12 protein-coding genes and 1 pseudogene are annotated in these 13,980 nt (G+C 61.9%); 4 read left to right on the forward strand and 9 right to left on the reverse strand.

Translation table 11 applies throughout. The features are described 5' to 3' along the window. The 5 genes from AACX78_RS08900 to AACX78_RS08920 form a co-directional block, all read right to left on the reverse strand. A partial coding sequence (locus tag AACX78_RS08900; protein WP_159165979.1) for an ABC transporter permease occupies nucleotides 1-1,273 on the reverse strand: 1,273 nt, incomplete at its 3' end. Next, nucleotides 1,273-2,457, reverse strand: a complete 1,185-nt coding sequence (locus AACX78_RS08905) for an ABC transporter substrate-binding protein (protein ID WP_159165980.1) — start codon at nucleotides 2,455-2,457, stop codon at nucleotides 1,273-1,275. The genes AACX78_RS08905 and AACX78_RS08900, both read right to left, overlap by 1 nt. Before the next feature lie 22 nt (nucleotides 2,458-2,479). Next, entirely contained in the window at nucleotides 2,480-4,645 is a 2,166-nt protein-coding gene (locus AACX78_RS08910) for an FAD-dependent oxidoreductase (protein WP_159165981.1), read from the reverse strand. Then, a complete protein-coding gene (locus AACX78_RS08915; RefSeq protein ID WP_005309739.1) occupies nucleotides 4,645-5,238 on the reverse strand; it encodes a carboxymuconolactone decarboxylase family protein in 594 nt (197 codons plus the stop codon). Before AACX78_RS08915 ends, AACX78_RS08910 begins: the two co-directional genes overlap by 1 nt. Continuing rightward, nucleotides 5,228-5,926, reverse strand: a complete 699-nt coding sequence (locus AACX78_RS08920) for a DUF1499 domain-containing protein (protein ID WP_125596402.1) — start codon at nucleotides 5,924-5,926, stop codon at nucleotides 5,228-5,230. Before AACX78_RS08920 ends, AACX78_RS08915 begins: the two co-directional genes overlap by 11 nt. 51 nt (nucleotides 5,927-5,977) lie before the next feature. On the opposite strand from AACX78_RS08920, the gene AACX78_RS08925 reads away from it, so the two are divergent. Next, the gene (locus AACX78_RS08925; RefSeq protein WP_159165982.1) at nucleotides 5,978-6,538 is read left to right on the forward strand and encodes a peptide-methionine (S)-S-oxide reductase; all 561 of its coding nucleotides are present in this window, start codon (nucleotides 5,978-5,980) and stop codon (nucleotides 6,536-6,538) included. Between the two features lie 16 nt (nucleotides 6,539-6,554). On the opposite strand, the gene AACX78_RS08930 is transcribed toward AACX78_RS08925, so the two are convergent. From AACX78_RS08930 to AACX78_RS08945, 4 genes and pseudogenes are all read right to left on the reverse strand, one after another. After that, complete coding sequence (locus AACX78_RS08930) at nucleotides 6,555-6,668, reverse strand: integrase core domain-containing protein (protein WP_321167832.1); 114 nt, start codon at nucleotides 6,666-6,668, stop codon at nucleotides 6,555-6,557. A 5-nt stretch (nucleotides 6,669-6,673) separates the two neighbouring features. Further along, nucleotides 6,674-6,877, reverse strand: a pseudogene (locus tag AACX78_RS08935) (leucine zipper domain-containing protein); the annotation flags it as partial. 88 nt (nucleotides 6,878-6,965) lie between these two features. Next, nucleotides 6,966-7,244, reverse strand: a complete 279-nt coding sequence (locus AACX78_RS08940; RefSeq protein WP_043138524.1) for a peptidylprolyl isomerase — start codon at nucleotides 7,242-7,244, stop codon at nucleotides 6,966-6,968. A 78-nt stretch (nucleotides 7,245-7,322) separates the two neighbouring features. Then, a complete protein-coding gene (locus tag AACX78_RS08945) occupies nucleotides 7,323-7,697 on the reverse strand; it encodes a hypothetical protein (protein ID WP_005309754.1) in 375 nt (124 codons plus the stop codon). Between the two features lie 14 nt (nucleotides 7,698-7,711). Here AACX78_RS08945 and AACX78_RS08950 point away from each other — a divergent pair, with 14 nt between their 5' ends. The 3 genes from AACX78_RS08950 to tamB all read left to right on the forward strand — a co-directional run bounded on the left by AACX78_RS08950 (nucleotide 7,712) and on the right by tamB (nucleotide 13,927). After that, entirely contained in the window at nucleotides 7,712-8,005 is a 294-nt protein-coding gene (locus tag AACX78_RS08950) for a hypothetical protein (protein WP_159165983.1), read from the forward strand. A 269-nt stretch (nucleotides 8,006-8,274) separates the two neighbouring features. Next, nucleotides 8,275-10,050: an autotransporter assembly complex protein TamA gene (tamA, locus tag AACX78_RS08955; RefSeq protein ID WP_011898917.1), complete on the forward strand. Its 1,776-nt coding sequence runs from the start codon at nucleotides 8,275-8,277 to the stop codon at nucleotides 10,048-10,050. Nucleotides 10,051-10,111: 61 nt separating this feature from the next. Then, a complete protein-coding gene (tamB, locus tag AACX78_RS08960; protein ID WP_159165984.1) occupies nucleotides 10,112-13,927 on the forward strand; it encodes an autotransporter assembly complex protein TamB in 3,816 nt (1,271 codons plus the stop codon). The last annotated feature ends 53 nt before the right edge of the window (nucleotides 13,928-13,980 follow it).

Consider the following 13,980-nt stretch of genomic DNA (forward strand, 5'->3'; position numbering starts at 1 on the left):
ACCCAATCCCGCCCCCCAGCCAGTCAAGCCCCAGCCGGATGCCAAACAGCAGGCTGGCCTGGGGCAGCAGCAGTGGCAAACAGATGAGCCAGAGGGGCCAGGGCCGACGGCCTTGCTGAGCCTCCAGACTCAATACCGCCATCAGCAGCGCCAGCAGTCCGCTCGCCAGTGCCAGCAGGGTACTCGTCACAAGCAGGGGCATCAGGTCCGGCAGGAGTACATGCCAATGGTGGCTGCTCCACTGACCAGGCAGCAGGTCGGGGAAGGACCAGCGCCGGGTCAGCGACCAGATCACCAAGGCTGCCAGCACTGCCAGATTGATGGCCATCAGGGTAAAGGTTGTGATGCCGGACAGGCTGGCTGTCAGCGGATTTGGCTCGGCGCGCCGGCCATCGAGCCAGGCGTGCTTGCCGACAGTCGTGTGGCCCCACTCCAGCAGCCGCAAACCGGCGAGCAGCAGCAGGTTGATGGCGAGCAGCAAGAGGGCGCCGCTGGCGGTGGCGCCGCGCCAGTCAAGGTCTGGATCCTGATACCAGAGCCAGAGCCGCACGGCCAGCGGGGCAGGGGCATCGGGCCCCAGCAGCAGAGCGAGATCCACCACAGCCACTCCGTACGCGGCCACCGCATAGAGGGGCAGGCGCAGGGCGGGCCAGAGCGCAGGCAACAACAGGCGCCACCAGATCTGCGGGGTACTGAAACCCAGGCTGGCGCCAAGCCACTGCTGGCGGGCCAGCTTGGCGGGTTCTTGCGCTGCCAGTGCCATCAGCAGCAGGAAAGGGGTCTCTTTGAGGATCAGCGCCAGGATAAGACCAAGCCCGACCGGGTCTTTGATGGTCTGCCAGTCCGGGGGCAGCTCAAAACCGGTCAAGGAGGGAGAGACGAGCCGCAACAACCAGCCGGAGGGGGCGAGCAGGAAGGCAAAACCGATGGCAAAGGCGACATGGGGCAGCGCCAGCAGGGGGGAGAGCAGACGGCGCAGCAGCCGAAAGCTGCGGCTCTCTTCCCCGTTCTTGACGCTGTGTGCCAGCAGCAGGGCGGTCAACAGCAGGCTGCCCAGGGTGGAGGCCGCCGCAATCCAGAAGCTCAAGGCTGCCGAGTGCCAGAGCCCAGGCTGGGCCAGCAGCCGCTGAACATGCGGGCTGAGTGTCCCCTGTGTCACCAGCAGCCACAGCCCTCCCAGCAGGGGGGCGGCCAGCAGGAGGGCGCAGAGGAGGGTAAACATGGGGCGCCAGCCGAGGGTGCGGCGGATGGCGTTGCCGAGTCCTGCCGTCATCAGTGACCGTAACGCTCGGCCCAGGCCGCTTCGAGCTTGGTCTGCCAGCTGGGATGGGGTTCAGCCACCGCCTTGAAGCGCAGGGCTGGTACCTGTTTGGTGGTCGCTGGCAAGGCGTCGCTGCGCAGCACGCTGGGATCGCCCCAAAAGGCGGGCTCGGCCTTGCGGGCCTGGGCTGCCGGGCTCAGCAGAAAGTTGGCCACTACCTTGGCGCCCGCGCGGGCGTTGGCGTTGAAGGGGATGGCGAGAAAATGGCTGTTGGTGAGCGCCCCTTTCTCCATGGCCACGGCCACCACGCTGGGGGGCAGGGCGCCGTTTTGCACCGCACTCTGCGCTTCTTGCGGGTTGAAGCTGATGGCCATGGCCAGCTCACCGTCATCCAGCAACTGGCGGGTCTCGGCGGCGCCGGTGGGGAACAGCTTGCCCTTGCGCCAGAGTGCGGGGTGGAACTCGTCGAGCCAGACCCAGAGCGGCGCTGTGAGTCTGGCAAAATCGGCATCGGTTGCCTCCCGATAGAGGGGGGCAGGATCCGGGGTCAGCTCCAGCAATATCTGTTTGAGAAAGCTGGAGCCATGAAACTGGGGCGGCTTGGGATAGCTGAAACGACCGGGATGGGCCTTGGCCCAGGCGAGCAGCGCCTCTGCGGAGCGGGGGGGATTGCTCACCTCGTCCCCATTCACCATCAGGTTGAGCTGGCCTATGCCCCAGGGCGCTTCCAGTCCCTCTACCGGCACAGTGAAGTCCTCACTCACCGGCAGGCTCTTGTCCACCAGGGCCAGGTTGGGCAGCTCATGGCTGAAGGGGGCACCCAACAGCCCCTGCTCCTTGAGCGCCTTGAAATTCTCGCCGTTGACCCAGAGCAGATCGATGGGGCCTCCCGTGTTTTTGCCGGCCTGTTTGTTGGCCAGCAGCTGGCTGACGCTCTGGGCTATGTCATCCACTTTCACCTGTACCAGTTTGACCTGATATTGACGCTCAATCTCCTGCCCCGCCCACACCAGATAGGTGTTGATCTCCGGGCTGCCGCCCCAGGCGTTGAAGTAGACGGTCTGGCCCCTCGCTTGATCAAGGGTCTGCTGCCAACGGGCTCCCTCGTCGGCAGTGTCATCGGCAAAGAGTGTGCCGCTTGCCAGCAGGGGCAGGGCGCACAACAGGGATTTAAGCAAAGGCAGGGTCTTGAACATGGGCGTTACCTTGGGCAAAGGGTCAGGCGCCGCGGCGCCAGTGGTGATAACGGGCCAGCAGGGCCAGCACCCGAGTGGGCTGATGGGCCCGTTTCCATTCACCGGCCACGTACTTGTTCCCCTCCATCAGGGTGGGATAGGCGTGGATGGTGGCGAGTATCTTGCCAAGCCCCAGCTGGTGGCGCATGGCGAGCACGAATTCGGCGAGCCGTTCACCGGCGTGAGTGCCCACTATGGTGGCACCGAGGATCTTGTCTTTGCCGGGCACCGTCAGCACCTCGATAAAGCCATGGCGTTCCCCATCGGCAATGGCGCGATCCAGCTCCCCTAGCGCGAAGCGGGTCACCTCGAAGGGGATTCCTTGAGCCATGGCCTCCTTGCGGTTGAGACCCACCCTGGCAATTTCCGGGCTGGTGTAGGTCGCCGCGGGGATCACCCTGTAATCCGCCTTGAAGCGCTTGAACTGGCCGAACAGGGCATTGACGGCGGCATACCAGGCCTGATGGGCGGCAAAATGAGTGAACTGGTAGGGGCCTGCCACATCGCCCACCGCCAGTATGCTGGGGTAGTTGGTGGCGAGAAAACCATCGACAGCAATGGTGCCGCGTGGCGCCAGCTCGACCCCCAGCGTTTCGAGGCCGAAGCCGCTGACATTTGCAACCCGCCCCAGTGCCAGCAGCAGTTGATCCCCTTCAACCATCAGGCGTTGATCACCCCGACACAGGTGGAGCCGGATGGGGAGGTGTTCCCCTTGCTCACTCCCTTCTTGCGGCACATAGTCGACCCGCTCGGCACACCAGCCGGTGAGCAGGGTGACGCCGTCCGCCGCCATCTGGTGTTGCAGAGCATCGGCTACGTCGCGCTCTTCACGAGGCAGCAGCTGATCGGCCAGCTCCACTTGGGTGACCGGGATGCCAAGCAGGGCAAAACTCTGGGCCAGTTCGCAGCCGATGGGGCCACCGCCCAGCACCAGCAGGCGGAGGGGCGGGGTGCGCAGCTGCCAGAGGGTATTCGAGGTGAGATAAGGCGTGTCGGCCAATCCGGGCAGGTCCGGCACCAGGGGGCTTGCCCCGGTGGCGATCACGATATGGCGGCTGGTGAGGTGCCGGCCATTCACCTCCACCTCCCAAGGGGAGACCAGTTTTGCTTCGCCCTCGATGCACTCCACGCCCAGATTCTGATAGCGCGCCACCGAGTCGTGGGGTTCGACCTCCTTGATCACCTGTGCCACCCGCTCCATCACGGCGGCAAAATCGGCGCGGGCCTGATTCGGGCTAAAACCCAGTTCCCCGGCCCTGCGCTGCTCGGCGGCAAAGCGGCTACTTCGGATCAGTGCCTTGGAGGGAACGCAGCCGGTATTGAGGCAGTCCCCACCCATCCTGTGTTTCTCGATAAGGGCGACCTTGGCCTTCACCGCCGCGGCGATATAGCTGGTCACCAGGCCGCCGGCACCGGCACCTATCACCAGCAGGTTGTAGTCATAGCGGCTTGGCTTTTGATAGGGGGCATGGAGGCGACGCAGGGCCAGCCATGTCATCGCCCTCTTCATCAAAAAGGGCATCAGTCCTAGCAGGGTCAGCGCCACCATCAGGCCGGGGGAGAGAATATTGCCCGTGTTGGTGAGGGTTGCCAGCTCGCTTCCCGCCAGCACATAGACGAAGGTGCCGGGCAGCATGCCAAGCTGGCTCACCCAGTAGTAGGTACTGACTCTGATGGGAGTGAGCCCCATCAACAGATTGACCAGAAAGAAGGGGAAGAGCGGGATGAGGCGCAGGCTCAGCAGGTAGGCGGCGCCGTCTTTTGCCATGCCGGCCTGAAACGTGGCCAGATTGTCGCCAAAGTGTCTGAGTACCCAGTCGCGCAGCAGGAAGCGGGCGCTGAGAAAAGCCAGTGTGGCCCCGATCGTACTGGCAAAGGAGACCAGCAGCAGCCCCCAGCCAATACCGAATACAGCGCTGCCCCCCAGGGTGAGCAGGCTGGCGCCGGGCAGTGAGAGGGCGGTACTGATCACATAGAGAGTCACAAACAGCAGGCAGGCGGCGACAAAATGGGTGTCGACCAGTTGTGCCAGTGCATCCTGGTGGGCCTGCAACTGGGACAGGCTCAGGTAGCGGCCGAGATCGAGGGTGAAAAAGGCGCCAATCAGGCAACCCATCACCAGCAGGAGCAGCAGGCGGGCGCGCTTCATCAGGCGTCCTTGCCGGGCTGCTGTTCCTGAGCTGCCACGGGGCGCTCAGGTTGCACCGGCAACTGGCAGAAGCCCTGGGGGGCAATATCGAGGGCCGCATTGAACTTGGCCGACATGTTCTGGAAGGCGACAAGGCCGGTCAGCTCCACCATGGCATCGTCATCGAACCAGGGCTTGAGGCGAGCCGCCTGCTCGTCGCTCACCCCATCGAGCCCTGTCATGGCTTCGGTGTAGTCGAGCACCGCCTTTTCCCGTTCGTCGAACAGGGGGCTGGTGCGCCAGTGTGCCAGCGCCTCCACCTTGTCGCTGGAGCCCGCTCGCTTGATGAGGGTCATGGCGTTGATGTCGACGCAGAAACGGCACCAGTTGAGCTGGGAGACCCTGACCGTCACCAGGGAGCGCAGCACGGGATCGATGGGAGAGCGCTTGCGGTTGATGACACCATACAGGGTGGCCACGGCGGCAAACAGCCGTGGTGAGCGGCCCCAGCATTTGCCCGGGATCAGCACCTGACCGTAGTTGCGTTTTTGCAGCCAGAAAAAGGGGCGGATAAACCAGGCATATTCCCGGTCCGGTTTGACCTCAACGCGCATACTGATCCTCTTCAATTTTCTTCATCTTGGGTTTATAGGCGCCGCCTAACCGTTCGTTGAGCAGATCCAGAAATGCATGGATCCGAGCCCGATTCGCCCCTAGATCGCTGCGCCCCTGACGGGAGGCAGAGCGCATGTCGACTCGGGTCTCCTTGGGGCCCGCAAAGACTCTCAAGGCCACGTCATCCTGAAAGCCAAACCAGCGAGAGGTGACGACGGCATCAATGCCGGTTGGGCTGGGTCGTTGCTGCCAGCCGAGCTCTTCCATCAGCTCGCTCGCTTCCGTGATCACCTCGACCGGGGAGGCTCTGGTATAGAGAGGACCGGGATTTTTCTCAAATACTTGCAAGGGGGCCGGATTTATCGGCAGATCCTGCGGGCTTCTCAGTTCGGCAGCCCAGGCAAGGGCGGGGGGATGATAGGGATCCGTGCTGACATCGTTGGTCAGCGGCATGCGCAGTGCTTGCACCACAAACAGCAGGGGCAGCAACAGGGGAACTATGCCCCACAGGCTTGGCACCTTGTGCCGGCTCCAGGGCAGGCGCAGCAAGAGACCAAGGGCGATCAGGGCGCTGACGAGACAGAGGGCGAAGCCTGCCCACCAGGGCCAGAGATGCATGCGACTGCCGAGGGCGCCAGCCAAGGGCAGCATCCAGGCCAGCAGTGGCCACCACAAATAACTGGGCATAACGGGGATCCACTGGTTATGATGGACATGTGCCCAGAAGGATAAACTTAATTGACTGATAACGTTAGTAAATTTATCTCAATCCTGCTGCTTTTCCAAAGCACACCTCTCTGGGCGGACACGGCTGTCATGGCGGCAGGGGACATGTGGCGTGCCGAGATCATATATGAAGCCGTGCCCGGCGTGACCCGGGTCGAGCCCGGTTATGTCACACCCGAGCTGAAAGGAAACTCGGATGCTGAAAAGAGGGGGCTGCGGCGTCAGGCGGTACGCATCGAATACGATCCGGCTTTGGTGGGATATGGGGATCTGCTCAACATTTTCTGGCAACTGGTAGATGGCAATGATGGGGGCGGGCAATATTGCAACCGTGGTCAGGCATTTGCCCCTGTGCTGTTGCCAAAGGATGATTTTCAATGGCGTCTGGCTGACATCAGCCTGACCCGCTGGCAGGCCCTGCATGGTCGGGCTAGCCGGGTATCGCTCTGGCCGGATAGCAAGTTCACGCCGGCACCCGAGATGGATAACTGGGCACAACGCCATCCCTGGCGCTTTGGCTTCTATGCCCGCCGGTGCGGCGGTTGGCCCCTGGTGTTGTCACCCGAGCTCTGAGCCTTCCGTTTATGAGCTAGTTGTGTAAACCCACCAGGTTGTTCACAGATTGAAGACGGCTGATGGGGGGCTTATAGCCCAGACTTGCATGAGGACGATGCCAGTTGTACTCATGCAGCCACGGTTGCAGGTGTTCTGCCCGTTGCGCGGTTGAGAAGAGCGATTGTACAAGCCATCAGGCCCCTCCTGGCGATATCGAGTGAGCCACTTGTAAGCGGTGCGGGTACTGACGCCGGCAGCGTGAGCGGCCTCTTCAACGCGCAGGCCCTGCTCAATGATACGTTGGACAAGAAGCTGTCGACCAAAGACGGTTAATCGGGCATTTTTATGGTTGTTCACTGGGGCACCTCGGATGATTGGTTTGGTTGGCGCCTCCAGTTTTCCGGGAATGCCCCGAGTGAACAACCTACAGAGAGATCACAGCTAGTCAGTTGCGGTATAGCACCTTGATGAGGTGAAAGCCGAACTTGGTGCGTATCGGGCCGAGCACTGTCAGCAGTTCGCCCTTGAACACGGCATCGTCAAACGGCTTGACCATGTCACCCTTCGAAAACTCCCCCAGATCCCCCGAGCGCTTGGATGAGGCGCAGGTGGAGAAGCGCTTGGCCATTTGGCCAAAGTCGGCTCCCTTGGCAAGTTTCTCCTTGATCTCCAGACACTGCTTCTCGGTCTTGACCAGGATGTGCTGGGCACAGGCTTTCTTCATTCGGGTGCTCCTCGGCGGATGGCAAATCGGGGCGCAAGATTACCCCAATTCATCGCACACGTCAGCCGGACTCTGGCATTAGCCACGCAGGTGAGCCGTCAGATGCGCCCTTGGGCGTGATTGCCACAGTATCTCCAGGCCCAGCAGGGCATGCAGGCTCCAGATGGCCAGGGGGTTGAGCCAGTTGCCACCCAGTTGCAGGGTGGCCAGCGCACTGCCTGCCAGCAGCAGGGTGACACCCGGCAGGCGCCAGTGTGCCGGCAGCGGTGCCAGCATGGCTAGCCCCAGTAAAATGGCGAGCCCGAACGGCAGATTGAGCGCGGTAAAGGCCAGCGCCTGCTGGCCGTTCATGCCCGTCAGCAAGGCCAGCATGGCGCTGCAACAGGCGAGAAAAGTGATGAACTCGAGACGATCGGCAATATAGTCAGCCATCTGTTCGCTACGTGCATGCATGATGTGTCCCCTCAATGAATAACGCCAAGGCTGGCGAAGATGATGTGCGTCCCTTTGTTGATAGACCCAGTGTGGTGGAGGGAGAGGCAAGGTGGCAGCGGGATAAATCGATTGAGGTGAACGAGGCTTTGATTATTGTTACTCAACCAATTGATTTATATCGTCTAAATAGACATGCCTTCAAGGGAGGGGGACGCCAGGGCCAATGTTTGGGGGCAGGCCATGAGGGCGATGATGTCATTTTGACCGTTTGCCGACAATGGATGTCGCATCATCCGGAGCGCCTTGAGAGTTGGCCCCTGGCGTGAATCGCCGTCGTTGAGGCGGTACTTCATGGCCTGACGGGCGAGGAATTCCCCTTTTTACCCGCAATGGCGCAGGTCAGCGTGGCCGGCGCGGGGGTAAAGGGGGTCACCCGGTCGGCAAAGGCTTCAATAATATGGTGAATTTCAATGCCACCCCGCTCTGATGTTGGGCTGGGGATATGCTAGGATGAGGCGCGCTTGCCATCGAGTGAGCCTCATTATCGTTCTGAATACTGCATTATTTTAATCATGTTCTTCGGGGAAATTGACGTTTGACAGGATGCAATCCGCCCCTGCCAGCAGGGATCTCACCGCCCGGACGGGCGTTCCGTCGCGGGCTTCGCGCACTTGGCCTGAGCCTCTGTCTGCTGCTGGTTGTCACGCCCGCCATGGCGGCCAAGCTCACCTATCAGATCAAGGGTCTGAGAGGGGATAACAAGAGCAACGTTGAAGCCTACCTCAATGCCCTGCCTGTCTATCAGGAACGCCAGTTCCGCCCCGCGCGCGCCAAGATCACCGAGAGCGTGCAAAAAGCCTTGCAGGTCTATGGCTACTATCAGCCCAAGATCACCCTGAGCCGCGACAAGCAGGCTCCCTCCAAGGTGGTGATAGAGGTGGATCCGGGCAAGCCTGTCATCATCTCTCGCCTCGATATTTTGCTGGAAGGGGACGCGGGCAGCGACGAGGTTTACAGCGAGCTGCTGGACAAGCTGCCCTTGAAAGAGGGCGATGCCCTCAACCACGGCAAGTACGAATCCATCAAGGCGGATCTGGGCAACCTGGGGCTGGCCCGGGGTTATTTCGATGCCAAGATCAGCAAGAGTCAGGTCAAGGTGTTCCCGGATCAGGGCACGGCCGAAATCTTCATCCTGTTCCGCTCCGGCCCCCGCTATCACTTTGGCGAGATCCACTACGACGCCACACCGGAGGCGCTGCGCCTCATTCGACCGCTCATCAACATCAAGCGTGGCGACCCTTATCTGGCGATCCGGATGGCCGAGATGTCGCAGGATGTCTCCTCCACCAAGCTGTTCAAGCAGGTGGATATCAAGCCCATGATCAGTCAGGCCGAGGGCAACCGTGTGCCTGTGCAGGTCACCTTGTCCAACCGGGTTGACCACGAGATAGAGACGGGGGTCGGCTTTGCCACCGACGTGGGCCCGCGCATGAGTGCCACCTGGGAGAAGCCCTGGGTCAACCGCTATGGTCACCGTCTCAACGCGACAGCCAATGTCTCCGCCCCTCAGGCCGATCTCAGCTTCGATTACCAGATCCCGGTGGGCAACCCGCTGCGGGATTACTACTCCCTGCAAACCGGTTATCGCTATACCAACAACAATGACACCCGCTCCGATCTCGCCACCTTCAGTGTCCACCGCTGGACGCGGCGTCCGGAGACATGGGACCGTGACGTCTTCATCCGGCTTGAAAACGAAAGCTATGTGCAGGGCAAGGATGAAGGGAACAGCTTGCTGCTGATCCCCGGCGTCTCCTGGTCGCGGCTGCGGGTGCGCGGTGGTCTGGTACCGGACTGGGGTGATCGCCAGCAACTGACCCTGGAGTTTTCCGACCCTTACTGGGGGTCGGATATCAGCTTCATGCGGGTGTGGGGCCGCAGCAAGTGGCTGCGTACTTTGGGGGATGATCACCGCTTCCTGCTGCGGGCCGAGCAGGGCGCCATCATAGGGGACAGCTTCTCGTTGGTACCCCCCTCCTTGCGCTTCTTTACCGGGGGCGATCAGACGGTGCGTGGCTACGGCTATGAGACGATCTCGCCGCGAGACAGTGATGGCAAGTTGCTGGGGGGACGCTACGTGAGCGCCGCCAGTGCCGAATACAACTACCGGTTCAGCGACAAGTGGCTAGGTGCCCTGTTCGTGGATGGCGGCACGGCAACCGAGGATTACAGCGAAGCCTGGAAGATAGGGACAGGTGTAGGTGTGCGCTGGGTGACCCCCATAGGTCAGGTCAGGCTCGATCTGGCGGTGGGCATTTCCGAGGAAGACAAGCCGCTGCGGCTGCATTTCGCGCTGGGGCCTGAATTATGATTTCGTTTGAACGCACGTTTCTTTGGCCGCTGCGGCTGCATGTTTCGCGGGGGTCTGCACTGTGATCTGGGTAAAACGCATTTTTCTCTGGCTGATGGGGCTGGTCTTCTTGCTGCTCATCGGTGTCAGCCTGCTGGGGTTCACCCACCAGGGCAACAAGTGGCTGTGGTTGCAGGCCAGGGCTGCGCTGCCTTCTCTCAAGGGGGATCTGGTGGCTGGCCAACTGGGCTACGGCTGGACCCTGGAAGGGGTCGGCTGGCAGGATGAACTGGTGGATGTCACTGTGGATCGGGCCGTGCTCGACTGGGATCTGGGCAAGCTGCTGCAGGGCAAGCTCTGGATAAAATCCCTGTCGGTTACCCATCCCGTGGTGAAGGTTGCCGAGTCTGAACCGACACCGGAAACGCCATCGGAGCCTTTTGTCTGGCGGCCCTTGCCGCTGAAAATCCAGATCGACAGCCTCAAGGTGGCAGATCTGGATCTGGCGGTACCCGGGGTCGCGGTAACCCTCACGTCGCTGGATATCGGTGCCTCCCTCAATCGCAAGGGGCTCATAGTGCGTGGGCCCGTGCTCGATGGCCTGAGCGTGATCCTGGCCGAGACACCGCCTGCCAATGCAGCCAAGCCCGCTGCCGACAAGGCTGCCAGGGAGAAAGCGAGCAAAGACAAGGCGACTGCAGACAAGGCCGCCACCCAACCCATGCTGAGCGTCAAGGCGCAGCAGGCGGGCAAGGACAAGGCAGAACAGGCGGCACCCATAACCTTGCCTGCCATTCACTTGCCATTCCCGATCCAGCTGGAAGGTTTGCATGCCACCAAGCTGCACTACCAGCAAGGGGAGCTGATCGAAGGGCTCGATTTCCTGCGGTTGTCGGCCACGGCAAAAGAGGAGCGCATCGAGGTGCGCGAGCTCTCCCTGCGCCATGCCATGGCGGATCTGGCGCTCAAGGGCCATGTCCGGCTGACCGAGGATTATCCGCTGACGTTGACCCTGGATGCCAAAGCCCGCAAGGGGTTGCTGGATGGTGAACTGAAAGGGGAGCAGGCGACCCTGACCCTGGGTGGCTCAGTGGGCAAGCTGGCGCTGGCACTGCAAGCCAAGGGGCCTGTGGCCGCCAACCTCAAGGGGTCATTGGCTCCCCTCAACCCTGACTTGCCGTTTGACCTGGCGCTGGAGTGGAAGCGCCTCGGCTGGCCCCTGCACACTGTCACCAAACAAGCAGCCAAGGACGAGCCCGGCTATCAGCTGGACAAGGGCAGCCTGACCGCCAAGGGCAAGCTCTCTGCCTACCAATTTGCCTTGAATACCGCCGGCAAGGGCACGGATGTGCCCCCCTTCAAGCTGGCGCTGACGGGCAAGGGGGATCTGGAGCAACTCAACCAGATAAACCTGCTGCTCAACGCCCTGAAGGGGGAGCTCAAGCTCGATGGCAAGCTGGCCTGGAACAAGGGGGTTCGCTGGCAGGGCACCACCGAATTCAAGGAGATCAATCCCGCCGAACTGGTGCCTGAACTCAAGGGCAAGCTGGCGGGCAAGATAGTCAGCCGTTTCGAACTGAGCGAGGCGGGTCACTGGCAGTTGCAACTGCCCGAGCTGAAAGTCGAGGGCAAGCTTAATCAGTATCCGCTCGCCATCCAGGGCGAGATCAGCGGCAACGACAAGATGGAGTGGCAGATCCCGGCTCTGGCGCTGCAAAGCGGCCCCAACCGGTTGCAGGCCAAGGGCAGCCTCAGCCAGCAGGCGTGGCGACTGGATGCGGATCTCGATGCACCCAATCTGACGGGGCTCTATCCTGGCCTGAAAGGGGACATAAAGGGACAGGTGCGTCTGACCGGTAATCAGAAAGCGCCGCGGGTCACTACTGAACTGGTCTCCAGCCGTCTCTATTATGCGGGCACGGATCTGAAAGGGATCGCCATCAAGGGCAATGCCCTGGTCGGTGACAAGCCGGCCGGTGAACTGGCGCTGACGGTGGTGAGTCTGGTGCAGGGAAAAACCACCCTCAGTCAGCTGGCCTTGACGCTCAGTGGCGACCTCAACCAACATGTGCTGAGTCTGACCATGAAGGGCGATCCGGTTGCTGCCAACCTCAACCTGAGCGGCGGGCTGCGCGGAGATCGCTGGCGTGGTGCCTTGTCGGAGCTCAAGCTGAAGACGCCGTTGCGGCGCTGGGAGCTGACCGACCCCTGGGCCCTTGATCTCGATCTGCCACGCCAGCGGCTGACCATGGGGGATCTCTGCCTGACCTCCCAGGGGGCCAGCCTCTGCGTCAAGGGGAGCCAGGTTTCGGCCCAGCAAGGAAGCCTGGAGTTTGCCCTAAGCGAGTTTGATCTCAAGCGCCTGCGTCCCTGGCTGCCGGAAAACTTCCGCTGGCAGGCGGTGCTCTCAGCCGATGGTCGCGCCAGCTGGCGTGGCAATCAGCCGACACTGCACGCCAATGTGCGCACCACACCGGGCACCTTCGTGGCTGACGGGCTCAAGACCGATTATCAGCGCCTCGAACTGGGGGTGGACTTTGAACGCCAGCAGGCGGCGATCCGGCTCGACTTCGTCTCCAAACAGATAGGTCATATCGATACCGATCTGCTGATCAAGGATCCGGCCGGTCGTGGCACTCTGTCGGGCCAGCTCAAGTTTGATGACCTCAAGCTGACGACGTTTGCACCCCTCATTCCCGAGGTGCGCTCCCTGCAGGGGGTCATCTCGGCCGATGCCCGCTTCGATGGCACACTGGCGTCCCCTCTGCTGTTCGGTCAGCTCAACCTGCTCGATGGAGAGGTGCAGACCCACTCCGACATGGTGACCCTCTCCAAGCTGGTGACCCGTCTCAAGATAGAAGGCAACCGGGCCGAGCTTGACGGTGCCATGCTGGTGGGCAAGGGCCCGCTGGCGCTGGGGGGCTGGCTGAGCTGGGCCAGCATGCCGGTGACGGGCAGTCTCACCATTCAGGGCAAGGAGCTGGAAGCCCAGTATCCGGGCATGGGACGGGTACGGCTCTCCCCCGACATCGCCATCTCGCTGGGAGAGGAGACCCAGGTCAGTGGTCAGGTCGATATTCCCTGGGCGCGGATCCTGGTCAAGAGCCTGCCAGAGAGTGCTGTTTCTGTCTCCGACGATGTGACCGTGATCTATGACGACCTGCCGCCTGTGCCCAAGGCGGCGCCGCTGCCGATGGCCATCAAGCTGGCCATTCGGCTTGGGGATGACGTTCGGCTCGATGCCATGGGGCTCAAGACCCGGGTGGGCGGCGGCATCAATATCAGCCAGCAGCCTTCCCGGCCACTGGCGGGCAACGGTCAGCTGGTGCTCAACGATGGTCGCTTCAGGGCTTATGGCCAGAACCTCATCATCAAGGATGGCCGTATCCTCTTCTCCGGCCCGCTCGATCGACCCTTCCTCAACATAGAGGCCTATCGGGATCCGGATACCATAGAGGACAAGGTGACGGTCGGGGTGCGGGTGACAGGGCCGGCGAGCAAGCCCAAGATCACCGTCTATTCCGAGCCGCAGATGGCACAATCAGAACAGCTCTCCTATCTGCTGCGCGGCAAGGGCTTGCAGACCAGTGGTGAAGATGGTGGTTTCAACGGCCTGCTGGTGGCCGGTGCCGTCAGCCAGGCCAATGGCGTGGTCTCCAGCCTGGGGGAATCCCTCGGCATGAGCGATGTGGCGCTCGATACCGCCGGCAGTGGCAACAACACTCAGGTGACCCTGTCGGCCTATCTGTTGCCCGGTTTGCAGTTCCAGTACGGGGTCGGCGTGTTCAGCCCCATCGCCGAGTTCAAGCTGCGTTACGAGCTGATGCCTAGACTCTATCTGCAGGCCATGAGCGGCGTCGCCCAGGCGGTGGACATCTTCTACCGCTTCACCCTGTAGGGCAGGGGGATGCAAAAACGGGAGGCCTTGGCCTCCCGTTTTCATGGGGCAGT

The organism is Aeromonas sp. 9A (genome assembly GCF_963900955.1).
GTDB lineage: Bacteria > Pseudomonadota > Gammaproteobacteria > Enterobacterales > Aeromonadaceae > Aeromonas > Aeromonas salmonicida.

Excerpts from the sequence above, each read along its gene's own strand:
- AACX78_RS08905 (WP_159165980.1), bottom strand. The coding sequence starts at position 2,457 with ATGTTCAAGACCCTGCCTTTGCTTAAATCCCTGTTGTGCGCCCTGCCC.
- AACX78_RS08910 (WP_159165981.1), bottom strand. The coding sequence starts at position 4,645 with ATGAAGCGCGCCCGCCTGCTGCTCCTGCTGGTGATGGGTTGCCTGATT.
- AACX78_RS08915 (WP_005309739.1), bottom strand. The coding sequence starts at position 5,238 with ATGCGCGTTGAGGTCAAACCGGACCGGGAATATGCCTGGTTTATCCGC.
- AACX78_RS08920 (WP_125596402.1), bottom strand. The coding sequence starts at position 5,926 with ATGCCCAGTTATTTGTGGTGGCCACTGCTGGCCTGGATGCTGCCCTTG.
- AACX78_RS08940 (WP_043138524.1), bottom strand. The coding sequence starts at position 7,244 with ATGAAGAAAGCCTGTGCCCAGCACATCCTGGTCAAGACCGAGAAGCAG.
- AACX78_RS08945 (WP_005309754.1), bottom strand. The coding sequence starts at position 7,697 with ATGCATGCACGTAGCGAACAGATGGCTGACTATATTGCCGATCGTCTC.
- AACX78_RS08950 (WP_159165983.1), top strand. The coding sequence starts at position 7,712 with ATGAATAACGCCAAGGCTGGCGAAGATGATGTGCGTCCCTTTGTTGAT.